At 71.0% G+C, this 26,070-nt stretch carries 17 protein-coding genes; 9 read left to right on the top strand and 8 right to left on the bottom strand.

Going from position 1 to position 26,070, the window contains the following annotated elements; translation table 11 throughout:
• Positions 1–185 precede the first annotated feature (185 nt).
• The gene (locus AB0B14_RS28050; protein ID WP_357525051.1) at positions 186–2,351 is read left to right on the top strand and encodes a hypothetical protein; all 2,166 of its coding nucleotides are present in this window, start codon (positions 186–188) and stop codon (positions 2,349–2,351) included.
• A gap of 15 nt (positions 2,352–2,366) precedes the next feature.
• Here the strand turns inward: AB0B14_RS28050 and AB0B14_RS28045 are convergent, their stop codons facing one another.
• The 4 genes from AB0B14_RS28045 to fxsA form a co-directional block, all read right to left on the bottom strand.
• Entirely contained in the window at positions 2,367–3,536 is a 1,170-nt protein-coding gene (locus tag AB0B14_RS28045; RefSeq protein ID WP_357073644.1) for a hypothetical protein, read from the bottom strand.
• A 100-nt stretch (positions 3,537–3,636) separates the two neighbouring features.
• Positions 3,637–4,638, bottom strand: a complete 1,002-nt coding sequence (locus AB0B14_RS28040) for a hypothetical protein (RefSeq protein WP_357525049.1) — start codon at positions 4,636–4,638, stop codon at positions 3,637–3,639.
• 12 nt (positions 4,639–4,650) lie between these two features.
• The gene (gene fxsT, locus AB0B14_RS28035; RefSeq protein WP_357073638.1) at positions 4,651–8,487 is read right to left on the bottom strand and encodes an FxSxx-COOH system tetratricopeptide repeat protein; all 3,837 of its coding nucleotides are present in this window, start codon (positions 8,485–8,487) and stop codon (positions 4,651–4,653) included.
• Between the two features lie 60 nt (positions 8,488–8,547).
• Positions 8,548–8,724, bottom strand: a complete 177-nt coding sequence (gene fxsA / locus AB0B14_RS28030; protein ID WP_357525047.1) for an FxSxx-COOH cyclophane-containing RiPP peptide — start codon at positions 8,722–8,724, stop codon at positions 8,548–8,550.
• Positions 8,725–8,992: 268 nt separating this feature from the next.
• Between fxsA and AB0B14_RS28025 the strand changes: the two genes are divergently transcribed.
• From AB0B14_RS28025 to AB0B14_RS28010, 4 genes are all read left to right on the top strand, one after another.
• Positions 8,993–10,201: an FxsB family cyclophane-forming radical SAM/SPASM peptide maturase gene (locus tag AB0B14_RS28025; RefSeq protein WP_357073632.1), complete on the top strand. Its 1,209-nt coding sequence runs from the start codon at positions 8,993–8,995 to the stop codon at positions 10,199–10,201.
• A complete protein-coding gene (locus tag AB0B14_RS28020; RefSeq protein ID WP_357525045.1) occupies positions 10,198–11,529 on the top strand; it encodes an HEXXH motif domain-containing protein in 1,332 nt (443 codons plus the stop codon). The genes AB0B14_RS28025 and AB0B14_RS28020 overlap by 4 nt, the downstream gene beginning before the upstream one ends.
• 36 nt (positions 11,530–11,565) lie before the next feature.
• Positions 11,566–12,336, top strand: coding sequence for a hypothetical protein (locus tag AB0B14_RS28015; RefSeq protein ID WP_357073627.1), 771 nt, complete (start codon positions 11,566–11,568; stop codon positions 12,334–12,336).
• 99 nt (positions 12,337–12,435) lie between these two features.
• Positions 12,436–12,615 (top strand): hypothetical protein, encoded by a 180-nt coding sequence (locus AB0B14_RS28010; RefSeq protein WP_357073624.1) that lies wholly within the window; start codon positions 12,436–12,438, stop codon positions 12,613–12,615.
• 7 nt (positions 12,616–12,622) lie between these two features.
• On the opposite strand, the gene AB0B14_RS28005 is transcribed toward AB0B14_RS28010, so the two are convergent.
• Positions 12,623–14,086 (bottom strand): hypothetical protein, encoded by a 1,464-nt coding sequence (locus AB0B14_RS28005; protein WP_357525043.1) that lies wholly within the window; start codon positions 14,084–14,086, stop codon positions 12,623–12,625.
• A gap of 151 nt (positions 14,087–14,237) precedes the next feature.
• Positions 14,238–15,839, bottom strand: a complete 1,602-nt coding sequence (locus AB0B14_RS28000) for a phosphoketolase family protein (protein ID WP_357525041.1) — start codon at positions 15,837–15,839, stop codon at positions 14,238–14,240.
• A gap of 615 nt (positions 15,840–16,454) precedes the next feature.
• On the opposite strand from AB0B14_RS28000, the gene AB0B14_RS27995 reads away from it, so the two are divergent.
• Together AB0B14_RS27995 and AB0B14_RS27990 are read left to right on the top strand one after the other, a co-directional pair.
• Positions 16,455–16,808 (top strand): hypothetical protein, encoded by a 354-nt coding sequence (locus AB0B14_RS27995; protein WP_357073604.1) that lies wholly within the window; start codon positions 16,455–16,457, stop codon positions 16,806–16,808.
• A gap of 132 nt (positions 16,809–16,940) precedes the next feature.
• Entirely contained in the window at positions 16,941–17,768 is an 828-nt protein-coding gene (locus AB0B14_RS27990) for a helix-turn-helix transcriptional regulator (protein WP_357525039.1), read from the top strand.
• 16 nt (positions 17,769–17,784) lie between these two features.
• Here AB0B14_RS27990 and AB0B14_RS27985 read toward each other — a convergent pair whose 3' ends face one another.
• Positions 17,785–19,449 (bottom strand): glycosyltransferase family 4 protein, encoded by a 1,665-nt coding sequence (locus AB0B14_RS27985; protein ID WP_357525038.1) that lies wholly within the window; start codon positions 19,447–19,449, stop codon positions 17,785–17,787.
• Positions 19,450–19,499: 50 nt separating this feature from the next.
• Between AB0B14_RS27985 and AB0B14_RS27980 the strand changes: the two genes are divergently transcribed.
• Positions 19,500–22,103: a CHAT domain-containing protein gene (locus AB0B14_RS27980; protein ID WP_357525036.1), complete on the top strand. Its 2,604-nt coding sequence runs from the start codon at positions 19,500–19,502 to the stop codon at positions 22,101–22,103.
• Positions 22,104–22,228: 125 nt separating this feature from the next.
• Positions 22,229–22,927 carry a hypothetical protein gene (locus tag AB0B14_RS27975; protein WP_357525034.1) on the top strand — a complete coding sequence of 233 codons (699 nt, stop codon included), beginning with the start codon at positions 22,229–22,231 and terminating at the stop codon, positions 22,925–22,927.
• 241 nt (positions 22,928–23,168) lie between these two features.
• Here AB0B14_RS27975 and AB0B14_RS27970 read toward each other — a convergent pair whose 3' ends face one another.
• Positions 23,169–25,877: an RICIN domain-containing protein gene (locus AB0B14_RS27970; protein WP_357525032.1), complete on the bottom strand. Its 2,709-nt coding sequence runs from the start codon at positions 25,875–25,877 to the stop codon at positions 23,169–23,171.
• Positions 25,878–26,070 lie beyond the last annotated feature (193 nt).

Genomic DNA, 26,070 nt, shown 5'->3' with positions numbered 1-26,070 from the left:
TCGGCACCCCGGCTGATCGGCCCTTTTTGCAGGTGAACACCGCAGCCCGCAGGTGCGGATCGGTCCACCGGGGTGGCCGCCGAAGGCTACGATTGCCAGACGGGCCGGAGGGGGCGCACGAGCGGGTCGGCCTCCGGTCCCCCGCCACCTGGCGCCCAGGCCGGACCTACCGGAGGATCACGGAGATGGACGCAACCGGAGGTCCACCGGCGGCAGGCCCGGTCAATCCCTTCTCGCCGACGGCCGTGGCCCGGGTGACCGAGCAGGGTACGGGCGCGAGCACGGTGGTCACCGCCGCCGTCCGCGACGCGACCGAACAGCTCGACGACTACCTGCACACCGGTGTCGGCGCGGTGGTCGCCCTCGTCGGTGACTACGGCACCGGCAAGACCCACCTCGCTGTCGAGCTGCTGGCCCACGCCCGGAACGTCACCGGAGCCGCCGGGCAGGCGATCTACCTGGACGCGCCCGGGGACACCTTCCTGTCCCTGCACCGGCGGTTCCTGTCCCGGCTGTCCCGCGACACCGTGCGGGAGCTGCTCACCGGATATCTGCCCGACCCCGCGGGCCCCACCTCCTCGACGGACGGTCTGGTCGGGCGGCTGCGGGCGAGCCTCACTGAGGTCACCACCAACCCGGCCTTCGGCACCGCCCTGGCGATGTTGCTCGACCCGGACACCGAGGTGGCCGCCTGGGACTGGCTCTCGGGTCACCCCCCGGGCCCCGCGCTGGTCGCCGCCGGGGTGACGGCCAGCGCGGACGTCGAGGCCACCGCCGTCGAGGCGATGGGCGTGCTGGCTCTGCTGCACTGTCGACGACACGATCGTTTCGTACTGGTCCTCGACGAGCTCGACAAGATCCTCACCGCGGGCGGCCGGCCCGGCCCGGAGACGATGGCCCGCCTGCAACGGCTGCTCGGGGTGTTCACCTCCGCCGGGGCCTTCCTGGTGATCGCCGGGTTGCCCGACATGCTGCACCTCCTCAGCACCGACGTACGGCAGCGGATCGGGCCGATCGTGCGGATGTCGGCGCTGACCGGCGAGGACGTCCGCACGTTCATCCGGCAGACCCAGCTGCGCGCGTCCGGCACGGCCCGACTCGCGCCGTTCACAGTGGAGACCACCGAATACCTGGCCAACCTCGCCGACGGGGTGCCCCGGCGGGTGATCCGGCTCTGCTACCACCTCTTCCAGCGCGCCGCCCAGGCCGGCACACCGGTCACCCACGTCATGGTCCGCGAGGTGGTCCGGGTCCAGTTCGACCTGGCCAACCGGCAGGACGTCGCCGCCGACGTGCGGCGGGTGCTCACCCAGGACGGCTGGTCGTACCAGCGGGATCACCTGGTCGGATCGATGCGCGACCTGCCTGTCGACTTCTGGATCCCCCTGGAGGAACGCAACGCCGGCTGCTGCGTGCTGCTCAGCGAGTCGGTCCTCAAGGCCGAGGAGGTCGACGACCTCAACCGGCGGGTCGTCGCGATCCGGGCGGCAGTTCCGGACAGCGAGGTGATCCTGGTGGTCGTCGGTCACCTGCCCGCGGAGTTCGCCGCGGAACTCGCCGGAACGTTCAGCGTCGAGCCGATCGTCCACGACCCGCAGTCGTTCGCCGAGGACCTGTCGGGCAGCGTCAAGGCCCTGATGCGGCGGCTGGAGCAGGCGATCGGGGCGGACGCGCTCACCTCGGTGCGCCAACGCGTCGAACGCATCCACCGCCAGCAGAGCAACACCCAACGATCCATCGAACACCTGTCGTACCAGCTCGACGAGATGCGGGGCGAGTTGCGGCACGATCTCACCGGCCCGGCCGGGCGGTTGGGCGTCGTCCCGGGGCAGCTTCCGGCGTCGACGGGGGTGACGGCGCCGCTGCCGGGGCGGGTGGCACGAATGTTCGTCGAGGCCGTCGCCGCCCTGGATCAGCTCGCCGGGTTCGAGCGCCGGTTACGCGACGCGTTCGCCCCGCACCGGGTCGCGAGCGTCGGCGGCGCCGACGGCGGGCAGGCGCTACGGTCGCTGCTGCGCTCCCGGGACGTCCAACGCGCGGTCGGCACGTCGGTGGTCCTCCGCCGCCTCATCGAAGCGTTCCGCGAGGGGGTCGAGCAGTGGTATGACGGCCACCGCGCGAATCCCCAACCGACTGACCTGGAACGGCTGGACCTGCTCTGCGAGACGTACGACGGGATCGCCGAGTATCTGCCGCTGTTCCAGTTGGACACCCTCAGTGGGCTGGCCGCCTCCGGCCCGGGCGCGGAGGACGGCGGCGACCCGGTCGAACGATCGCGCACCTGGTCACAGGCCCGGTCGGTCTTCGACGGGCTGGGCGGTCGGGTCCGTCAGTTGTTGCTGGCCGGTTGAGCGCGTCGGCCGGGCTCAGCGTTCCGGCTCCAGTGCCCGCGCCGCCGGGCCATCGCGCATCCGGGGCGGCCCGGTCGGGTCGACGTCCGGCCCGGGTGGGGCGTTGCCGGGGCCGTCGGGGAGGCGCCGGTCCAGCACGGCCGTGGCCAGGGCGTGGATGATGTTGATGACCACGATGGCCGTCGCCACGATCCCCACCGTTCCGGGGAAGTCCCGTTCGAGGACGAGAGCGAGGATCACCGCTGTGATGCCGTTCTGCTGCCCCCAGGCGAGGTAGCGCCGGTCGGCGGTGGGCAGGCCACGGCTGATCGGCAGCGACACCACCAGCTGCGCCGCTACGGCCGCCAGACCGAGCACCACGCCGGGGACGATGTCGACGCCGTGCACGAGCAACAGCCCGAGCAGGAACGAGGCGACCAGGTACGCCGCCTGGGTGGAACGGCCGACGACGGGGCCCAGTCGGGGGCGGAAGAAGAGCCCGGCCAGCGCGATGCCGAGCATGAGGAACTGCCAGGCGGCGAAGAGGACCAGCGCGATCAGCAGCGCCACGGCCAGCCAGTTGAGTGCCGTACGGACCCGGGGGCGGGGGGCGTCGTCGCGCAGGCCGGCGGCGTGGAGCAGCCGCCACAGCAGCCAGGCGCCCACGGCGAAGGCCACGTTGGCGAGCAGGCCGAGCAGCAGGTCCAGCGGCCGGTCGCTGATCGCGCCGGCGAGCGCGCCGCCGCCACCTCCGCTGAGGTCCAGGGCGAACGCGGAGACGTAGACGGTGAGCAGCACGGTGATCGGGTCGTCGAAGGACGCCCAGATGGACAGGATGGAGCGCGCTCGGGCGGACGTGCGGTCGGGGCGGCTCATCGCGGCCACCGCGAGCGGGTCGATCTGGGCGACGGCGACGCCGAGGACCAGGAACGCGGGGTCGCCGAAGACCAGCACCATGACCGCGGCGATGAGCGCGGCCTTGGCGACCACGCCGACGGTGACGGCCAGCAGTACGGTGCCCAGGTGGGCGCGGACCTCGGCGAGGCTGATGTCCCGGGTGCTGCCGACCAGGCCGACCGCCAACAGGACCGAGGCGAGCATGAGGTAGGCAGGGGAGCCTTCGAGCCCGCCCACGTCGCCGGCCCAGGCCAAGAGCAGCCCGGCCAGGGCGGCGACCACCGGCGCTGCTCTCCTCAGTCCGGTCACGGCCACCCAACCGACACGTCGAACCCCCGTTGATTCGAATCGAGGATATCGGCGCTGGGCGATCACCTCAATCACAACCCACGGGGACCGCCGGCAGAGTTCAGGCCGGCCGCGTGAGCCGTCGGGCCACCGCCGCCATCTCCTGGTCGGCGACGGCGACCCGGTCCTGGTCCAGGGTGACGCCCACCAGGTAGTCGTCGGCGGAGAGCCGGTAGTGGTAGACGGCGCCCATCTCCACGTCGAGCACCAGCCGGGTGACGTCCCCGGCGACGGCCCGGCGCAGGTCCCGGCTCACCTGTAGGGCCAGCAACGACAGGTCCCCGGCGAGGCGCTGGTAGCGGTCACGCCGATCCGCCACCGTGACTCCCCGGTTGAAGAACGTGTCCAGGTCGGGGTGGCCGAGAATGTCGACGGCCCACGCCTGCTCACCCGCCCGGTGGTGGCTCAGGTAGTGCAGGCACCCAGGGCGCAGCGCCGCCATGACCGCTTCGTCGGGCGTGGACGACCCGGTCAGGTGCGGCTGGAAGCCGTCCGTCGGCGCGCTGGTCGGCAGCGGCTCGTCGACCACCTCACCTTCCCAGCCGCCCGGGTTCTGCGACCGCTGCCGCAGCAGCCGGCGCAGGTCGGTCGCGGCGTGCGCGGCGGCCTGGTCGACGACGCTGACCCGAGCAGGGTCGGCCACCGGCGCGGTGTCCGTTCCGGGCACGGCGGCGAAGCCGACCACGTGCTCGTTGCCCACCACCGAGTTGCAGAAGACGAGACCCGCGCGGGTCTGCACCACAGTGCGGATCAGCGCCCCGCTGTGCAACTCGCCCAGCCGACGGTTCAGCTCGCTGACCCGGTACACCAGTTGGGCGCCGACGCGGCGGTACACGTCGCGCTGCTCCTGCGGGGTGGTCTCGTCGCCAGGTACCGGGGTGGATGGGTGGGCGAGCAGGTCCAGCGCGAAGTCGAGCACCCCGGTGGTGTAGTGGGCCACGTGGTAGACGCCGCCGCCACCGAGCAGCAACCCCCGACAGAGGTCACGCTTCTTCAGGAAACCCGGGACGTCCTGCTCGGCCGTCTCCTCGATCAGGACGTCGTGCAGTTCCGGATCGGTCACCAGGTCACTCCCTCAACTCTGCGGCACATCGATGTCGGTATCGGTCAGGACGGCAGCACCACCGGGAGTGCCGTCGCGCAGCGCGCGGACCGCCATGAGGTTCGCGGCGGCGTCCCGGGTCACCGGATGGCCGCGGCCGAGGTAGTTCAGGGCGGTCGCGTGCGCCTCCTCCTGCGTCGACAGCGCGCCGCCCAGGTCGCCGCTGGCGGCCAGGTGGCCGGCCTGGGCGGTGCTCGCCGCCAGGGTCCACGGGTGCGCGTCGCCAAGCTTGGCGCGCAGCGACCGCAGACCGCGCTCGCCATACCAGACGGCCTGGTCGGACTCCCCCAGACCGCGCTGGAACAGACCCAGATTGACCGAGCAGACGGCGGTGAAGGGGTGTCCCGCCGCCAGCTTCCGCTCGTAGCCACGCAGGCAGCGCATGGCGCTCTTCACGGCGATCCCGGCGTCACCGGCCCGGTAGTAGTCGGCTGCCAGGCTGAGCAGGCTGCCCCGGGTGAGGGGGTGGTCCTCGCCGAGGTTCTTGACATAGCCGCTGTACGTCTCGGCGCTGCGCTTCTTGGCCGGAATGATCAGACCGAGGCGGCGTTCGGTGACGGCGAGGCTGCGGTGCACCCGCAACTCGTCGAGGAGGCTGCCGCTGGGCAACTCGTGGATGCGGGCCAGGGCCTCCCTGAGGGTGGCCAGTGACAGCTCGTACTCGCCGACCTCCCGCTCGCACGTGCCGACCTGGCACGACGCCCGCCAGGTCCGCGGGTCCTCCGGGCCGAACAGCAGCATTCGGCGGTCGCGTTCCTGGCGAGCCAGCCGCAGGGCCTCCGGGGCGTCACCGGTGAGCAGGAACGAGATGCCGAGGTTGTTCACCGCCATCCGGGTGCTCGGGTGGTCGTCGCCGACGATCTCGCGAAAACCCTTGAAGGTGGCCTGGTCCTCGACCAGGGCATCCTCGAATCGGCCCAGACCGCGCAGGTCACCACCTCGACCGCGACCGGCGACGAGGGTGTGGACGTGGCGCAGCCCGTAGCGGCGGCGCTGTTCGCCGAGGACCCGTTCGTCAAGGCGCAGCGCCTCCTGGTGGTTGCCCAGTGCCCGATGCAGATTCGCCGTCTGGACGAACAGCCGCATGGTCAGCTGGTCGAGCTCGTCGCCGTCGTCCCACTGGTCGCAGGCCGCCGAGGCCAGCAGCAACGCGGAACGCCAGGCATCACTGTCGTTGGACAGGTACAGGTGGCGCACCTGCTTGACGACCCAGTGCCGGACCTGCCGGTCGTCGGAGTCCAGCGCGCCGGTGGGGACGAGGTGCTGTTGCAACTCGTCGAAGACGTCGGCGTAGCGGCGACCGTCGGCCTCCGGGTCGGTCGGGGCGTAGCCGGCGAGCCCCTGGAGCACCTGCCGGTGCCGCTCACCGCGCTGCGGCTCGGGGATGGCCTCGCGAAGCAGCACCTGGATGGCGCGGTGCATCCGCAGCGCCGACCCGTGCCCCCAGTCGACGTCGTAGAGCGCGAAGCGGGCGCCGACGGTGAGGACGAGGTCCACCTCGTTGGCGTCGAGCAGCAACTCGTCCACGTCGGTGCCGGACGCGGCGGCGAGCTGGGTCAGCATCGAGGTGGACCGCAGCAGCGGCAGCCCGATGCCCTCCGGGGAGAGGAAGGCACTCAGCTCGGCCAACCGGATGGCCAGTTCCCCGAAGGGGGTTGCGCGCAGCGCCTCCAGCGTGACCCGCAGGACCCGGGCGACGCTCGAGGTGTGCGATCCGGGGATGTGTTCGCCGGGATCCTCGTCGGACTGCCCGTCCAGCGCGACCAGCAACTCCCGGACGCCCTGGCCCACCGCCTCCAGGCTGGGCACCCCGGCGCGTTCCAATCCCAGGGCACGTTGCCGCATCCAGGCGGTGGCCAGACGCAGAGCCAGCGGCAGGTGTTCCAGCGCCACCGCGATCGACCGGGCGTCCTCGGTGCTGATGCCGAGCACCCGGCGCAGCATCGCGACGCTCTCGTCGCCGGTCAGCGCGGCGACCTCCAGTGGAGAGGGCAACCCGGAGGAGCCGTCGTCCCGCGAGGTGATCAGGACGTGGCCGACACCGTCTCGCGGCCGGAGGCCGGTCAGCACGTCGGCGTCGTCGGCGTTGTCATAGATCAGCAACCAGCGCGGGAACGCGCCGTCGGCGGCGGAGAGCGCCTTCAGTGCGGCCTCGGCCGCACCGGTGCTGTCCACCGCCTTGATCTCGTTGGCGAGCGCACCGAGCCCGGTCTGCACGGTCTCCCGGTCCTGGGCGGGGATCCACCAGACCACGTCGTAGTCGTAGGCGAACCGGTGGGCGAACTCCCGGGCCAGCTCGCTCTTGCCGACGCCCGCCCCACCGGTGAGGGTCACCGGGCCGTCCTCGCTGGTGAGGTGGTCGCGCAGCCGCTCAAGATAGTCGTCGCGGCCGACGAACGACAGGTTGCGGGGAGGCACGTTGAACCGCACCCGACGGTCCGGGTCCGCCGGGAAGCGTGGCACGTTGCGCAGGTCGCCGGACGGTTGCGCGGGGGCGATCAGACCGAGTTGGCTCAGCAGCAACGACTGTGCCCGGACGGCGTCGGCCGTGCGCAGATCGACGACCCGTTCGGGCCCGAACGGCTCCCGCCACGCCTCGCCGGTCACCAGCACGCCGAGGACCTCCTCCGGCCGGCCAGCCAGGTCCGGGCGCAGCCCGGCCAGGTCCGTCCCGGCGGTCTCGGCGAGATCCGGCGAGAGAACCGCCAGCACCGTGCCGTGCGGCGCGACGTCGAGCTGCGTGCCGGGGCGCACCGCCCGCAGGTGGGGCCGAACCCCGGCGCGGCGCAGTTGCCCGCCGATCCAGTCCGCCCAGGGCCGGTCGACCGGGTCGTACGCCACGGCGATGTCGCCGAGATCCTCCGCCGGGTCCAGCAGCACGGCGTGCCGGTAACGTCGGCGGATCCGCTCCGGGACGGGCGCCGCCCGGGTGACCTCGCCCCCGCTGATCCACTCCGTGATCCGCTCGTACGCGGTCAACGGGCTGTTGGCGTCGTCCGGCTCGTCGCCGAGCACGGACAGCACGTCGTCGAAGGTGTCGTAGTTGTGCGCCGGCACCTCCACGATCCCCGCTGCGGCGGGGCCGAGGGCGTCACCCGGCGGCTTCTCCAGCAGCCAACCGAAGGCCTGCCGGACGTAGTCACGGGAACCACCGTGCCCGGGCTCGGGACCCTCGTGCAGGGTCGGCGCGGCGAGCACCCGGATCCCGCCGGCGGCCCGCTGCTGCAGCTCCTTGGCGAGCCCGGCGGCCTGTTGCACGGACAGCCGGCGGGGTGGCATGCAGACCACGGCGACGTCGCTGAGCACCGCGCAGTGCGTGATCCCCGGTGCGCTCAGGTCCACCGGGGCGTCGATGAGGACGTAGTCGTAGTCGGCCTGCTGGAGCAGCTGCCGGATGCGGGCGGCATCCCCGGTGGGCAGCCCGTCGGTGGTGGCGCCGAGCCCCACCATGCTGAACGTCGCGGCCGAGCCGGACACCGCGTACCGGTAGAGGGTGCCCTGCTCGGGCGCGGCCGGCGCGATCACCGTCGAGGGTGGCACCAGCGGCACGTCCGGTGCGGGGGTGAGCGCGGTGGCAAGGTCCTCGCCCAACTCCCGGGCCGCCGAGACGGCGTCCACCTGCACCGGGCGCAGGAAGTCGTAGACCCGTGGGGTCTTCGGGCACCAGTCGACGGCGAGCACCTTCTTGCCGTTGCCGGCGAGGATCCAGGCGACGTTGGCCACCGCGCTGCTGCGGCCGGTGTCGTCGGCGGGTGACACGAACGAGACGATCGTGGCGACACCCGGCGTCTCGTCCCTACTGATCTTCATCGGTCTCCCCCGGCCCGGGCGGTGGTGTGGGTTGCCTGCGTCGTCGCGGCACCCGTGGGGTCAGTCGTCGCCATCGAGGGCGCTTTCGAAGCCTGCGTACTGGTCGACGGCGGCGCGGCGGTCGAGTCGTGCCAGTGCGGCCACGAGCACACCACCCGGGATCGCGTCCAGCTCGGCGAGGTCCATGTCGGTCAGGTCGATCAACTCGGAACGGAGGTCGTCCTCTTCGGTGTCCATCACCGACCACCGCCTGTCTCCGTGTCGTGCCGCGCCCGGTCGGCCCACCGCCGGGCCAGACATCGACCGGTCGCCAGCTCCGCTGAGTGTGCTCATGATAACCGTGCGCCGCCTCGACGGCCGACACCCGGACGGCGGCCGGACCAGGTAGGACGGGCCCGTCCCGGCGCCGGCCGGTCATTCGCGGCACCCGGAACGTCATCTGTCGATGTATGCTCCACTCTGGCAGGTGGCCCGACCGGCGACCGACAGGACGGCGGAGCGTCTGATGCCCGGACCCGTTGGTGGTCACCGGCCGTCACCCGGCACGGTGGTCCTCCCCGCGCCAGTGCGGCGTCCGTCTCCTTTCCGACAGTTCGTGGTGAAGCTGCACAGCCGCTGCGACCTGGCCTGCGACTACTGCTACGTGTACACGATGGCCGACCAGCGCTGGCGATCCCGACCCCGGACGATGTCGGCGGCGACACTGGCCCGCACCGGTGAGCGGATCGGCGAGCACGCCCGCCGACACCGGCTGGGCGGGGTGAGTGTCGTGCTGCACGGCGGCGAGCCGCTGTTGGCCGGGGTTGCCGGTGTCGAGCGGGCCGTCGAGCTGCTGCGGCGCGGTGCCGCCCCGGTGCCCGCGCGGATGACGGTGCAGACCAACGGCGTCCGACTGGACGGCCCCTTCCTGCGTCTGTTCGACCGGCTCGACGTGGGGATCAGCGTCAGCCTCGACGGGGACCGCGCGGCGCACGACAGGCACCGGCGAGGGTCGGACGGTCGGGGCAGCCACGACCGGGTCGAGGCCGCACTGCACCAGTTGACCGGATCGTACCGGCGGCTGTTCAACGGTCTGCTGTGCACCGTGGACCTGCGCAACGACCCGGTCAACACCTACCGCAGCCTGCTGGCCCACAGTCCCCCGACGATGGACTTCCTGCTGCCGCACGGCACCTGGTCGTCGCCGCCCCCGGGCCGCCCCGCCGACCCACGGCAGGCCCCGTACGCGGACTGGCTGACCGCCGTCTTCGACGAGTGGTACGCCGACGACAGTCGACGGACCCGGATCCGCCTCTTCGACGAGATCATCCAGCTGTTGCTGGGCGGCTCCTCCCGGCTGGCCGGGGTGGGGGTCAGCCCGGTCGCCGTGACGGTGGTGGAGACCGACGGGGCGATCGAGATGGACGACACCCTCGGCGCCGCCCACGCCAGTGCCGGCAGCACCGGCCTGCACGTCGACCGGGACACCTTCGACGCCGCGCTCGACCAGCCCGGCGTGCGGGCCCAGCAGGCCGGGGCAGCCGGGCTCTGCGCCCAGTGCCGCGCCTGCGAGCTGCGCCAGGTCTGCGGCGGCGGCCTCTACACACACCGGTGGCACGCCGGCCGCGGCTTCGACAACCCGTCGGTCTACTGCGCCGACCTGTACCAGCTCATCGCTCACATCCGCAGCACCCTGCGGCGGGACGTGACAGCACTGCGGGAGGCGCACCGGTGACGACAGCCGGGCACCGGCTACCCCGAGCCGTCCTCGACGGGCTCGCCACCGGCGGAGGCGGCCCGACCGCCCTTGAGCTGTTGCGTGCCGCCCAGCACAGCAAGAACCTGCTGCTGGTCCGGGCGCTGGTCGTCCTCACCCATCGGGTGGACCATCCGGACCGGGCGGCGGTCGAGGCGGCGTACCGCGTGGTGGGTGGCCTCGACCGGGACCAACGCCAGGCGGCGTGGGGTCATCCCCCGGTGGCCGCCTGGGCCTTCGGCACCGCGGCACTGCTGCGCCGGGGTGACGAGCGCGCGGCGGCGTACCCCGGTCTGCTCGCGGCGGTCGCCGCCGCCGCGGTGGTGCGGGCCCGCGCGGACGCCGACCTGGACGTGCCGCTCGACCCGGCCACACCGGGCCGGCTGGACCTGCCCGGCCTCGGCACCCTGCGGGTCGACCCCGCTGCCACCCGAGCCCGCGTGCGCTGCGCGGGTGGGCGGGCCGAGGTGCGCTGCGCCGGGCAGCGGACCGAGATCGGGTACGACCACCCGCCCGACCACCGCTGGCGGCCGGTCCCCGAGCTGCGTGCCACCCACGGCGGGCTGGCGCTGCGGCTGCTGCTGGACACCGGCACCTGGCGGCACGTGCCGATGGCAGCCGAGGCCCGCGCCCACCCGATCGCCGGTTCGGTGCGCGACCCCGGCCGATGGCAGCACCGGCTGCGCGGGGCGTGGCGCCTGCTCACCGACGAGCACCGGGCGGTCGCCGAGGAGGCGTCGGTGGCGCTCCGCGCGCTGGTGCCCCTCGACCCGCCGCGATCCGGGATCCGTAGCGGCACGTTCCACCACGGGTTCGGCGCGGTGGCGATGTCCCTGCCGCCGGATCCCCGCTCGGCGGCGGTCACCCTCGCCCACGAGATCCAACACCTCAAGCTGGCCGCGCTGGCCGACCTGTTCCCCCTGGTGGAGCCCGGTCCGGATGAGTCGTTCTACGCGCCGTGGCGACCCGACCCCCGCCCCCTGGAGGGCCTACTGCACGGCGCGTACGCCCACCTGGGGGTGGCCGGCTTCTGGCGACGGCAACGGCTCGTCGAACGGGACCGGGCGGCCCGGCACCACGCCGAGGTCGAGTTCGTCCGCTGGACCCGAGCGGCCCGGCAAACCGTGCGGGTGCTGGCCGCGCAGCCACGCCTGACCCCGGTCGGCCGGCGCCTGGTCGACGGCATGGCACCGGTCCTCGACCGGTGGGCCTCGGAACGGGTGACTCCCACCGCGGTGGACGACGCCGGACGGCTACTCGCCGCGCACCACGCCCACTGGGAGCGGGCCGAGGCGCGACGGGGGTGACAGCGAGGCTTGCCGACCTCCTCTACGCTGTGCCGCATGGGGGACGCTAACGGGCAGCCCAGCCGACGTGAGTGCTTCGTCATCGCTCCGATCGGCCAGGAGGGCTCCGAGATCCGCCGCCGCAGCGACCAGATCCTCAAACACGTCATCCGCCCGGTCGTCGAGGCGCGGGGCTACCAGGCGATCCGGGGTGACGAGATCGAACGCGCCGGCCTGATCACCTCGCAGGTGCTCGACCGGATCATCCAGAACGACCTGGTCATCGCCGACCTCACCGACCAGAACGCCAACGTCTTCTACGAACTGGCGGTGCGGCACGCGCTTCGCAAACCCTTCGTCCAGCTGATGGCGAAGGACCAGCAGCTCCCCTTCGACGTGCAGGGGATGCGGACGATCCTGGTCGACCACACCGACCTGGACAGTGTGCACTCGGCCAAGGAACAGTTGGGCCGCGCCATCGACTCGATCACCACCGACGCCGACATCGTCACCCCGATGTCGGTGGCGCTCACCCTGCAGGACCTGCGCGGCTCGTCGAGCCCGCACGAAACCGGTCTCTCGCAGGTCATCGAGACACTGCCGCAGATGATGGACATCCTTCAGGACCTGCAACGGCAGGTCGGCGGCGGCGGCCCCGTCGAACCCTCCGAGGCGGACGACCACCGGCGGCTGCGCAGCCTCATCGTGTCGCTGACCGACCGGGGCGCGGTGACCGAGCAGGACCTGGCCAGCCTGGCCGGCGGCGCCAGCAGCAAGTTCGACAAGTGGGTGCAGCACCTCATCCAGCGCTCGGGCGGGGCTGGCTGAACGGGCGCCGGCTCGAAGAGCGCGGTTCCTGCGGATGGCGGAGCTGCTGGAGCGCCCGGTCGACGAGGTCCGCACCGACTTCGACAGGCCCAGTGCAGCGTGAGCACGCCGGTCTACGTGCTCGACACGGGCGCCCTGCTGGCCTACGCCGATGCGACAGTTACCGTGCCGTTGGTCTGCCTGATCGAGGCGTACAGCCTGCTCGACCACACCGAGCATACTGGCGGGTTCGGATATCAGAACGTGCGGGATGCCAGGATCAATTGGCGGCCATCGTGATGCTGGCTCAGCCCTCGAACCGCGTCCACGGGATCTCGAGACCACGCAGTGGGCGTAGCACGCTACGGTGCGCCGCGCCGATCCACATCGAGAACTTCCCGTGCCCGGAGTCGGTCACTTCGGCGATCATGCCTGGCGCGACGAAGAAGCGCGTCGAGTCATTCGGCCAGCGCCATGGCTTCCACGGCAGCGGTGTCAATCTTGCGGTGACTATCTCAACGTGCTCGGCTTCGAGCTCGGTGCTCAGGGCCTTGTAATGGGCGTTCATCATCGTCTCGTACACGGCGAACTTGAGAAGGAAGCCGCTCATCCGCTCGTGCTCGGGCCGCAGCCCGTAGTCGTCTTGGTCGATCCACACCACGGGGTCGGCGTCCGAAGGGTCGAAGAGCCAGATGAAGCCTCCCTGGTTTTCGTGTCCGAAATCGATGAGGCCATCGTGTGCCAGCTTCCACTCTTCCGGGCGTCTCAGGAAGTTCTGCTGGCCGAGGAGGGCCGGCCGATGCCGGGCCAGCCGGTAGAAGGCGGTCAGCGGTTCGGGCAGAGTCCAGCCACTCGAGGGGAACTCGCCGAGATCCTCGTCGGTTTCGGGGACCCAGCCTTCGACGAATTGGTTGAGTGCAGTGGTCGGGCTGGCCTGGATGTTGGCGAGCCAGGTCTGGTCAGGCAGAGTGTCGGGTTCGGTCGGCGGCCGGACGCGGTCCAAGAGGTCGCCGGTCAGTTCTGGGGTGATTGTCAGCTCGGCACTGATCATGACCCCGTTGCTGTGGTGGCTCTGTTCGTGCTTGCCGAGCCCGAGGTAGAGACAGCCCGCGGGAAGGCGGGTCAGCAGGTGGATTGGCCGGACATCGCGTCGTCCCGCCCAGCTCCATTGCGGCGAGGTTGGCGGGTGGCCGAACAGCCGAACTCCGACTGCCCCGACGAGTGGCCCGTGCAGGTGGAACCGACGACTGTTCGATACGCCGCTGACATCCAGACCGTTTCCCCGCTCAGCGATGATCACCATGGCGTCGTTGCCGAGAAAGACGGACGCGCCGTGTGTCTCGCAGACGATGATGTCGTCGCCGGCGAGGCGTATCGCGGCGTGCTCGGTCAGGGTGTCGTTCGGGGCAAGCGGCACGGCGGGGAGCCTATCGGCTCGGTGTTTGGTGAGGTTGCCGCTGGGCGAACTCGAAGTGTCGTGGTCATTTGCCGCGTCGGCTAAATGTCGCTGCGTAGCCGGTTCTGGTGTTGCCGGCCGCTTGCGACCAGGCGGTTGCTGTGTGGATGTGGATGCCCAGCAGCTGCTGAGGACGACCGGTGGCAGCTCGGCACCCAGCTCCATCAGCGCGGTGGCGCGGCCAGCGCGGGTGAAGAAGCCGAGATCGGTCAGTCGGATGCCCATGCGGGCCGCACTGATCCCGGTGGTCGAATCGGTGACGTGGTCAATGCGCAGAACGACGATCCGGCTGACGGACTGGCCGTACAGCAGCACGAGGCTGGCAGCGACCCGGTCGATGGTGGACGATCCGCGTCACTCCTGACCGAGTCAGGCACGCAGCACCCGCCACCGCCGGGCGGGTAGGGGCCAGTCACTGTCGACGAAAGCCGTGCTGGTCGGCGCATGGGGACTGAGCCCGGCCAGCTCAGTTCGACTTCGGAATGGGCGTACCAAGCTCCGCTGGTGGTGGTGGGGTCGAGTGGATGCGGCGGTCGAGGCGGATGGCGGCGAAGCCCAGGGCGGACACGGCCGTCACGATCAGTAGGTCGGTGGCGGCGACCGGTTCGGTGCCGAGCAACTCGCGCAGCGGCGGCGCGTAGATGGCGGCGAGTTGCAGCAGCAGCGCCGCGCCGACGGCGGCGAACAGCATGGGGTTGGCCGCGGTGCCGGGGCGGGCCCGTGATCCGAGGGCCACGGCGAGTTGGGTGAGGCCCAGGGCGAGGAACGTCAGGGTCTGCCAGGGCCGGTCGGTGGTGTCGAGGACCGCGCCGAGCCGGTTCGATTCGGTCTCGTCCGGGCCGACGAGGCGGAAGTTTCGGTACTCGACGTTCGCTGCCATGACGTCGCGCAACCACCCGCCCAGCACCCGCGTCGCCTCGGCGATCTCACCGGCCTTGACCGCGTACTCACGGAAGTCGGGTAACTCCAGGTCGCGGGGGAACCGGCCACCGTTGGTGTGCGGGTTCGCCGACATGCGCAACTCGCCTCGGGGCAGCCAGTCGACGACCCAGGACTGCGGTGCGCCGTCGGCGTCGAACAGCTCCTCCGGACGGTAGGAACGCAGCCACGTCTGCAGGGAGTCGAGATGGGCGGCGTCGTCGCGGGCCGCCGTCAGCGGGACCTGGTGGGCGCGCCACGTTCCCTCCACCTGCAGCCCGTCGACGACCTTCGGACCGGTCCACCCCTTGGGGGTACGCAGCACGATCATCGGCCAGCGCGGCCGGCCGGTGACCCCACCCTCGCGGGCGGCTCGCTGAATCTCGGTGATCTCGTCGAACACGACGTCGAGGGTGGCGGCGAGGAGCTGGTGGACGGTGGTGGGGTCGTCGCCGGCGACCAGGTAGGGCTTGTGGCCGTAACCCTCAAGAAGGTTGCGGAGTTCGTCGTCGCCGATACGGGCCAGGATGGTCGGGTTGGCGATCTTGTAACCGTTGAGGTGCAGGATCGGCAGCACGGCACCGTCACCGACCGGGTCGAGGAACTTGTTCGAGTGCCACGACGCGGCCAGCGGGCCGGTCTCCGCCTCACCGTCACCGATGACACACGCCACGACCAGGTCAGGGTTGTCCAGGGCCGCGCCGTACGCGTGCGACAGCGAGTAACCCAACTCACCGCCCTCGTGAATCGACCCAGGCGTCTCCGGCGCGACATGCGACGGAACCCCGCCGGGAAAGGAGAACTGCGTGAACAACCGCCGCATACCGACCGCGTCCTGCGGTATCCGCGGGTAGATCTCCGAGTAGGTGCCTTCCAACCAGGTGTTCGCGACCAGCCCGGGGCCACCATGACCCGGGCCGGCCACGTAGATGACCTCCCGGCCGCGAGCGGCGATGATCCGTGACAGGTGGGCGTAGAGCAGGTTCAGACCGGGAGTGGTGCCCCAGTGCCCGAGCAGTCGCGGCTTGACCTGCGCGGGTTGCAGCGGTTCGCGCAGCAGCGGGTCACCCATCAGGTAGATCTGCCCAACCGACAGGTAGTTTGCCGCCCGCCAGTACGCGTCGATGCGTTGCAGCTCGTCGGAACCCAACGCAGCAGGGCCTGAGAGAGCCGGAAAAGGATAAAGATGTAAATCACATCGAAGAACAATTCGACGTAGGTGGCCTGCTTCGGCTGGCCAAGATCGCGGACCAGCCCGGGGCGCTTCGTTTTCACTCCAACCCGCTTCTTCACCCGTCCGGTCTACCGGCTCCCGGAAGAGTCATACCACGGGCAAGTCAGACCGACGGGCGATTTGTTCATCGTCGCAGATGCTCCGATGACGCCACTGCATCCGGGACTGTGGATGAACCCGGGCGGTGTAATCGATGTGTCTAATTACCCCGGCAGGAGATCCGTTTCATGGTTCGGTGAGGGCTTGCCGGGCGTAGTGGCTGATCTTGGCTTGTTGTGGTGCCGACGTCGGCAGCCCGAACAGCCGATGATGTCGGCAACGCGTCGTGCGGGTTCGATGATCAGGGCGTGGAACAGCCGCGTGCCCCGAATACTGGCACGAGCCCGCTACCGGCTACCAAGGACCGGTTCGGCCCTGTCTCCTGTCCACTCGAGGCAACAGGAAACACGTTCCGGATCCGAAACTGATCGACGCATCCTGATGACAGCGAGCTGGTTCACCGGCCAGCCCCGATCATCGAGGAGAAGCACGATGTCGAAGAGCAATACGGCGGTTCGCCGCCGTCTCGCAGGGATCGCCGCGATCGTCGGTGCCACCGGCGCTCTCCTTGGCGCGACGGCGATGCCCGCGGCGGCGGCGGGACCGTACATCAGCTCCAACTCCGGCGGCGCCAACATCCGCAGCTGCGCCAGCACGGGCTGCTCGTCCAACGGCTACTACGGCAACGGTACGGGCGTCACGATGCTCTGCTGGGTCGACGCCCAGTGGGTCTACCCGCCCAGCTCCAACTACGCGTCCAACCGCTGGTTCAGGGTCAACAGCCCGACGAGCGGCTACATCCACTCATCGCTTGTCGCGAACCAGGTATCGACGCCGGCGTGCTGATCGGGGCGGTGGTCCGGCGGCCGGGGTCCCGGTCGCCGGGCCACCGCCACCGGGCGCCCCAGCCGGAGCACCGCCGTGCGAAGCCTGAGATTGATACAGTTACGGAGTGTCCTGCGAAGACGACTCTGCGCCGTGACGAGTGTGCGGGACGACAGGCGCGAGTCGCCGACCGACAGTGCGGAGCGGCTGGGAGAGTGCCTTCGCCGGTGCCGGGAGGCCGCCGGCCTGTCCCTGTCGGGGCTTGCCCGAAGGGTCAACTACAGCCGGGGTTATCTCAGCAAGGTGGAGACCGGCCGCGCGCCGGGCAACGTCCAGCTGGCGCGGCGCTGCGACGACGCACTGGCGACCGACGGCATCCTGGCCAGGCTCGCGCAGGCGCAGTTAGGCGATTCCCGACCTCCCCGGGCGGCCCAGCCGAGCGACCGGACGCGGGACCCGGCGACCGGCTGGCCGCGACAGCCCGGCCCTGACGAGGCGATGCCACAGCGCAGACCCGACGATCCGTTGCACCAGGGTGAGCTGCCGATCGGCTCGGCTACTGCGGTCGCCTTCATGCTCGCGCTCGACGAGGCCCACAACGCGCTGCGCGCGGTGGCCCGCACCAACCGGTCACCTGCGGCACGCCGTGACCCGGCCAACGGGACGCTCGACCACGCCGGGGTGTACGCGATCCGCGAACGTCTTCTGGCGCTGGGCACGGTGCCGCTGGTGACCGCGGCAGAAGTCGCCTTCCTCCGCCTCGTCGCGATCCGCGACGCGATCCGGGCCGGGGCGGGCCTGGCTGAGGCCGACTACCACCGGGTCTACCACCCCTTCGCCGAGGCGCTCTGGCTCTTCCGGATGGCCGTGCGAGTCGAACTGGGACAGCCACCGCTGACTCCGGACGCGCTCGGCCGGGCGGACTGGTCCGATCGCGAACGCTGCCGCGACTGCGGCGAGCCCTACCAACCCTCCGAGTGACCAGGACCGGTTGGTCTCAGCCGAGCGTGCTCAGTACGGCCGCCGCGGCCTTCGCGCTGGTGACCCGCTCGGCCATGGTCCGCCGGATCCGTTCGGCGATGGCGAAGGACCCCGGCGGGTCCCGCAGGATTCGCGCCGTTTCGAAGGCCCAGCGTTGGGTGTCGGTGGGTTCGTCGTCCTCGACCGGCAGTACGACCAACGCCGCGTCCTCCGCCGGCAGCACCTCGCGGAGCAGCCCGCCCAGCCCGCTCCTCGCGCTGACCAGCAGCGGGGTGCCGGCGACAATGGCCTCGCACCCGACGAGGCCGAACGCCTCGGCCCGGGAGGGCATCAGCGCGAGGCACGCCCGGCGCAGGTCGGCCCGCAGGTCGTCCTCGCGGGTGGAGTAGGCCCGGGGGGTGACCTGTAGGGTGCGCCGGCCCGCCCACCCGAGCACCAGCTCCCGCAGCCGACCATGTTCGGTCGGCGGTACGCCCCGCAGCACCAGTTCCGGCTCGGTGCCGCCCAGACTGAGCAACTCTACGGCCGCTCCCACCGCCCGGGCGGCCAGATCCAGCCCCTTGACCGGCCAGTCGTCGAGCCGGCCCGTGAGCACCACCTGGCGTTGGTGCCACCCGGGCGGGACGCGGAGCGTATCGTCGTCGAGCTCGAAGCCCGGATCGATCCGGCCCGGAGCCGGGGTGTCCGGATAGGCGGAGAGGTCGCGGCCGAGGAGACCGTGCAGCAAGGGGCCCACCCCGAACGCCCGGGTCGCGGTACGGGCCAGCTCGATGTCCTCCTTCCAACGATCCTCCGCGATGGCCCCGGCGTCCGGCCGGTCACCCCGCTGCCATTCGATGTGGTCCGACCAGGTGTGCACGATGTGCGCCCGAGCCGCCGCGGGGAAATGGTCCTCGACCTGGATCCGGGCGTGCCCGCCGGTGATCCGGCCGTGTCCGACAACCAGGTCGGGCACCCAGCCGTCTGCCAGCCGCGGACGCCGGGCCAGCGCGTCCCGCGGTCCGCCGGTCGCCGGCGCGGGTGCGGCCAGCAGCGTCACACCAGCTTTGCGGGCGTGTGTGATCTCGTCCGGGGACGGCTTGAGGACGACGCAGACGACGTCTGCGCCCGCCCGGGCCAGCGCCGCGCAGAGCGACCGGTTGAACGTGCTCACCCCGCCCTTGGCGGAAAACCAGTCGGTGTCCAGCGCCAACACCCGGGGCGGGGGGCCGGTGATCCGGGCGGTCGGCTGCGCCGGCTCAACGGCCCACCGGTCGCCGTCCCAGGCGAGCGGGCCGCCGGTGGGGCTGCCGGCCGGGTCGCCGGTGAGGCCGCTGGGCAGGACGCGCTTCAACGCCTCGGCTGCCCGGTCCGGATCGCTGGCCCGGATCACTATCACCTGACGGGTGACGTCGACCTCCAGCTCGACGAAACCCGGTACGGGGGTGACCACCAGCCAGTCCCGCGCCGCCTGTGTGGCCTGAGCAAGCCGCTCGGCACCGGCCTCGGCGACCTCGTGGAAGAGTGTGATCACCGCGGCTGGCAGCAACCGTTGGGGAATCGCACCGCGATCACCCAGGTCGAACCCGACCCGCGGCGCGAGCCCGACACCCTCGAGCCGGCGAGTTAGCTCGTCCCGATCGGCCGCATCAATATCCTCGACGAACTTGACGACCACCCGCCCGGCAGCTGAGTCTGTCACGGTCACCATGGTCTCATTCCACAGTCGACCTTGAATCGGACGGTGCCACGGTGATCGACTCTGGCGCACCGGCGGCGCTTCTCGACCGGCTGATCGATCCTGCGGTCGCGCTGCCAGCCGAACACCCCAACCGGCCCGCCGCCGAGCACCTGCACGCCGAGCGGCAGTGGCGACCTCTGGCGGATCTCTACCAGCAACAGGCGACGGCCGCGTGGCGGGAGCGGCATCCCGGGCTGGCGCTGCGCCTCCTGCTCGCGGAGAGCCGGACCGCGCTGCGCGCGGACGACCGGAAACGCTGTCAGGAGGCCGTCGCGTTCGTCGCCCAGTGGCACCGACTCAGCGGCGGCTTCACGGCCGCCGAGCGGTGGAATCACGCACTGCTGCGGGAACCGTTGCAGGCCGCGACGGCGTGGCTGCACGCGTACGCCTGGCGGGAGCTGGCAGCCCTGCGGGAGGTGGCGAGCCGGTACGACACCGGCCTGTCCTGCTGCGATCGGGGCATCGAGGTGTGCCGGCAGTACGCCGATGAGCCTCGCGTGGCGCGACAGTACGTTCGGGTGTTGATCCAGAAGGCGACGCTCCACCGGCACCGGGGCGAGCTGGCGGTCGCCCGGGATGTCCTGCACGGGGCCCGCGAGTTCGCCGACGAACGGGATGTCGATCCGTTCACCCGGGGGTTGATCTCGCACCGGGAGGGCGGGGTGGAGATCGTGCTCGGCCGACCCGAGGCGGCGCTCGAGGCATACCGGCGGGCCGCCGCCGCGTTCGACGGGGTGAGCGAGGGCAATCTTTTCTACGCCCGCCTGCGCGAGGTCGCGGCGCTGCGCGCACTCGACCGCCTCGGCGAGGCGCTGCGGATCACCGACGATCTGGCGACTCGATTCCGCGCCCGGCGCGACACCTACCGGCTCGGTCAGGTGCTGTTGGAACGGGCCGAGGTGCTACAGAGCCGCGGCGACACAACCGCCGTCGCGGCCACCCTGCGCGAGGCTCAGCCGTACTACGAGGGGGCCGAGACGCTGGAGGCGCTGCGCTGGCACCGGCACGTCGCCCGCAACCTCATCGGCTCGAACGGCGATCCGGCAACCATCGTCGGCCACCTCGCCACGGTGCTCGACCTGGCCACCCGGCCGGAGCGGCAGGACCTCAACCGAACCATGCTCGCGCTGTACGACCTGCACCGGGCGCCACCCACGGACGCACTGCCGCGTGGGCTGCGGCACGCCGCCGGCCGGGCCGCGCTGCTCGCCGCCGACCTGCAACGCGGGGAGCTGTCCGACCCGGACGACAGGTGGTCGACGCACGCCGCGCGGGAGGAGGTGTACGCGGCGGCGCTGCTGGCGCACACCGAACTCGACGAGCCCGAGGCCGCCGTCCGGGTCGCCGAGACCGGGCGCGCGGACCTGTTGAACCAGTTGCTGGCGGGCAGCTCGGCCAACCTGGCGGCCGGCTCCGGCGGTTCCGCGGACCCGACCGGATCAACCAGCTCGGCTGACCCGGCTGGCTCGGGTGGCTTGGCGGGTGCCGTCGCGCGGTCCCGGATTGCCGCACCGCGCGCCGATCCGGCGTTGGCCGAGGAGGTGTTCGGGGTGGCCCGGCTCGCCGCCGCGTCGATCAGATCGGGACGACCGGCCGATCGGGTGCCGCTGCCGCCGTTGCCCGGCCACCTGCCGGCCCCGGACATCCTCGACGCGATGGCCGACGTCGTGGTGGTGATCACGCTCGGGCCGAGGTCGGCCGGCTGGTGGTCGTCGGTGCTGACCCGACCGCGGTACGGGGAATGGCGGGCCACGCTGTGTACCGCCTCCGATCACCTGGCCGCGCTGCTCGACAGCCTGACCACCGGGGTTCCTCCCGAACGAGGGATGAGTCGGGCCAGCTGGGAAGAATTGGGGGCGTTCCTGCTGCCCGATCCGGCCGTCTGGGCGGGTTCGCCGGACCATCCCCGGTCAGTGATGATCATTTCGGATCCACGGCTGTGGCACCTGCCGCACGCGGCCCTGACTCGCGACGGCGCGTACCTCTGTGACGTGGCCGAGGTCTCCCTGGCGCCGAGCCTGCGTACCACGGAACTTCTCCTGGCCCGGTCGCCGGTTGCTGGTGGACCGGGTATGGCGGTCGCCAGCGGGCCGGCGGTGAGCCTGCTCGACTCCGGCCTGCCGGGCTACCGGGTGGAAATGCCGGCCCTGGCCGACTGGCCGGGCGGCCACCGGGAGCTTCCCGCGCTGCCGGCCGTCGACGAGGGGGTCCGCCCCGCTCTGCTCTACCTCTCCGGGCATGGTGACCAGCCGGGTGCCACGGCGCTGCTCGGACCCGGCGGCGTCACGATGGACGCGCTGGCCCAGCGCCGACTACCCCGGCTGGTGGTGTTGAACGGCTGCTGGAGCGGCACCGCGTCGAGCCGGTACGGGCACGACCCGCTGAGCCTGGCCGTCGGCGCGCTGATCGGAGGTGCCGACACGGTGGTGGCGGGCACCGGCCAGATCGGCGGGGTGGCGTCGGCGCATGTCGCCGCGCGCCTCATTCAACGGGTCGGCCGGGGGGCGTCGGTGGTGTCGGCGCTCCGCGCGGCGCAGCGGGAGATCCGCGCGGAGAATCCCGACCTCGGCCCGTTCGATTGGGCCGGTCTCTGCGTCGTCGGCACCCGGCGATGACTGTCGGGCGCCCCAGCCGGATGCCGCTGTTTCCTGGCGCTGTTTCCGGACGGCGTTTCCTCACCGACGCGAACTGGCGACAGGGCTGGGTAGCTGGTTCGTCACCGTGGGTAGAAACTGGAGGTGTGGCATGGATCTCGGTCATCGGCGCGGTCTGCGGAGCCGTCATCGCCCTCGCTGGCGCGGTCACGGTGGAGGCGCAGCGCAACCGCGATGAACGGCGGCGCAACCGTGCGGCCGCACGGCTCGGCTACTGTCTCGACTTCGCGGTGGCGCTTGACTCGGCCCACAGTGCGCTACGCGAGATCGCCCAGGATGACAATGCCGCACCGGATCGTCTCCGTCGCGCCAACCGCGCTGTCCAGAGCGCTGACGTGTTCGCCGCACGAGAACGGCTGCTGGTCGCCGGCACTGTGGAACTCGTCCAGGCGGGAGAACTGGCCTACCAGAGACTGATTGCCATACGCAACGCCATCCGGTCCGGCGCGGCTCTCTCCTCCCGGGACTACCACCGGGCGTACCACGCGTACGCCGAGGCGATCTGGCAGCTCAGGATGGCGGCGCGGGTGGATCTCGACCAGGCCCGCATGCACCCGGCCGACCTGCGGCGACGGAGCTGGTCCGAACGGGAGAACTGCCAGGGCTGCCGCGAGACGACCGCGCGACGAGTCGATCGTCAACGGCAGTCGATGGAACGTCGTGCTGCCGGGCTGTTGGCCCCGCGACACGACGACCCTCGACCCGCATGTCCGACGGTGTCCTTCATGGATGAAACCGACGGTTTCCGGACTCCCCGGCCGCGGGGGTTACCCGGCGTCGTCTGATGGTCGGCGGCGCCACCGCTGTCAGTGCCGAAGTTCGGCCAGCACAACGCCCGGCAGGCCAGGCCGGAAACACCGTCAGATCCACAGACCCCAAGAGTATCGACTGCATTGGTGCACGCCAGTTTGGTCGAGACCGGGTCGTGGTCTACTCGGGCGCGGGAATCCCCGCGCCCGAGTAGACCTCACGACGATCGTCAGGCGGTCACCGGCGGTCGGACGTGCCAACCACCTCTGTCACTGGTCAGGCGGGTACGAACTGCCACTGTTGGTTGGTCCCGTTGTTGGCGGTCCACTGCACGACCTGCGCTCCGTCGCTGGTCGAGGCACCGGAGACGTCGGCTGTCAATCCGCTGCTGCGGCTGACGATGGTGTAGTAGCCGTCACCGGTGGGCCGCAGGTACCACGACTGGTTGGCGCCGCCATTGGCCGACCACTGCTGTAGTTGCAGGCCCGTCGTGGTGCTGCCGGCGTTGACGTCGAGCATCTTTCCGGAGGCGGTGTAGCGCAGGGTGTAGGTGTCCTGGGTGGTGCTGATCGTCCAGGTGGGGGTGCCGCTCTGCTGGACCGCCTTGGCGCCGTCGGCGGTGGAGTTACCGGCGATGGCGAGGGGCTTGCCGCTGTTGCGGTTGACGATGCGGTAGGTGCCGGCCGCGGGCCCGGTTCCGCCGCTTCCACCGAGGTTGAAGTACTCGACCGCGTCGGTGAAGACGGTGCTGCCGGACTTGGCGGTCGACAGCTGCAGGTACACGCGGCTGCCGGTGGCGGGGGCGGTGAAGGACACCGGTTGGGTGACCCGCGAGCCGAGCGGAACGGTCAGGGTGGTGTTGCCGGACGCGACGACCGTACCGGTGGGGCTGTCGAGCCGGGCGGTCCAGGTGAAGCCCACCGAGGTGTTGGTGAGGTCGTCGTTGAACACGGTGATGTTGCGGGTCACCGTGGCGTTGCGGGCGTAGGTGGGCACCGCCTGCGCCAGCGGGAAGGTGCCGTTCGAGTCCGAATTGCCGGAGGCGGACCAGTAGGGGAGGTCGATCGCGGCCACCGGGTTGAACGCCGCCTGCACGCGCTGGATCTGCGGGTTGCTCCACGGATCGGGCAGGTTGTCCACTCCGTAAATCGGGTGACCGCCCTCCTCCGGAGTGAAGTCGGTGGACCGCACGCCGGGCACGACGCTGGCCCAGGCGGACAGCAGCGTGTACGGACGCAGGTCGGTGGCGCCCTTGCCGCGCTTGGCAGCAGTCGCGGTGGCGAACCACTCGAAGCCCTGCTTGTTGTTGCACGCCGGCCAGATGAACTCGCCCTCGCCGTCGGGCCGCCCGTTCACGGTGACCAGGCCCTCCCCGTACCTGCCGAAGCCGTCGACGTAGTGCGGGATCACCGCGAAGTTGGCGTACGTCATCCCGGGATACAGGCTGACATTGTTGCCGACGCCCACCTCGACAATGATCGGCCGGGTGCCGTCGGCGCCGTTCATCGCCGTGTAGAGGTCCTTCTCGAACTGTTCGGAATCCTGGCCGCTCTGGTTCGGCTCGTTGTTCTGACTCCAGCGGATGATCGCGGGGTGGTTGCGGTCGCGCAGGACCAGCGCCCGGGCGTGGTTGATCATGTTTTCGCGCCCGACGGAGTTCTGCCACTCCTGCGAGGACTGGGAGCCGCGAATCGCGACCTCGTCGATGATCATCAGGCCCATCTCGTCGGCGACATCCAACATGTACGGGCTTCCGGGCTCCTGGTGGATGCGCACCACGTTGTAGTTCAGCCGCTGGTAGTTGTCCACCGCCTGCGGCCAGCCGCCGTTGCCGGACGACGGGGGCAGGAAGCCGGGCAGCGTGTGGTACGCGTCGCCCTTGCCGCCGTTGTTGATCCGGTCATAGTCGGCACCCTGGAGGTTGTCGCCGCGGAAGTTCACGCGCACGCCGTTGAGGTAGTAGTAGTCCCCGTTCTGGGTGGCCTCCCGGAACCCGAACCGGTAATCGGCGTCGCTCGTCCGGCCGTCGTCGGTGACGGCATGCACCGCCAACCCGTGCAGCTGCGCCCGGTACCCCGACCGGTACGGCACGTTGGGCCACCAGTACGAGGTGCTGTCGAGGTTCCACGCGACCGGCCCGACGGTCACGGTCGCGGTCGAGCGGGCCGCCACGGTGACCGTACGGCTGGGCAGATCCGGGTAGCTGAAAGCCGTTCCGTTGCTGGACGACAGCGACCCGGTCAACGTCACCGACCGGGCACTGCCCGACGTGTTCCGCACCGTCACGTCGTAGGTCAGCGTCTTGTTCGCCACCGACGTACGCACGAATGTGTCGCTGACGTACACCGCCGGGTACACCCGCAGGAACGCGGACCCGAAGATCCCCTGCGGGACCGCCTCGGACCACGTGGCGGCGTCGGGCACCAGATACCGGCCGTTGGATGCCTTCAACGCGCCGCGGCCCTTCACGTTCACCGTGATCGTGTGGGTGGTGCCGGGCGCCGCGTATGCGCTGATGTCGAAGTTCGACGGGGTGAACCCCGTCGTCTGGGTGGCGACCACGCGGCCGTCGACCGACAGTGTCGCCTGGTGGTTGACGGCGCCGAACTCGATCCAGGCCGACTGCGGCTGCCCCGAGTCCGGCACGGTGATGCTGCGCGAGTACACCGCCTCGTTCACGGTGGTGAAGCCCTGCTTGTACCAGCCGCCACCGGGCACCGCGATCGTGGTCGCCCCCCGACCCGCGGGCGTGAAGTTCCACGTCCCGGCCAGGTCGACCGAGGCGACCGCGGCGTTGCCGGCCGCCACACCGTCAAGTCCGGCGGCCGCGACACTCTGCGTCGCGACCGGCGCGGCCAGGGCCGATCCGGGGGTCGCCAGGGTCAGACCACCCAGCGTCATGGGCAGCGCGAGCGCCACGGTCGCGGCCAGCCCTCTGGCCAACGCCGACAATCGGCCACCCCAGTGGACGTTCGTACGATGCACGGTAACCCTCCTGTGACTCATCCGCCGGCTCCGCAACATCGGTTCGGGGCACAGCCACAAGGCCGAGACTCGAATCGATTCGACAAACCTGCCGGCGTCGCCGACCACCCGAGAAGGGTGGCTGCGGCCCAGATACATAGATATGCATTAATGGGTGCAGCGAGCGTGAAGTCAAGGCTTCAAGACGGTTACT

The sequence above is a fragment of the Micromonospora sp. NPDC049171 genome (genome assembly GCF_040648275.1).
In the GTDB taxonomy this organism is placed as follows: domain Bacteria; phylum Actinomycetota; class Actinomycetes; order Mycobacteriales; family Micromonosporaceae; genus Micromonospora.
This window is presented reverse-complemented; position numbering and strand designations above follow the sequence as displayed.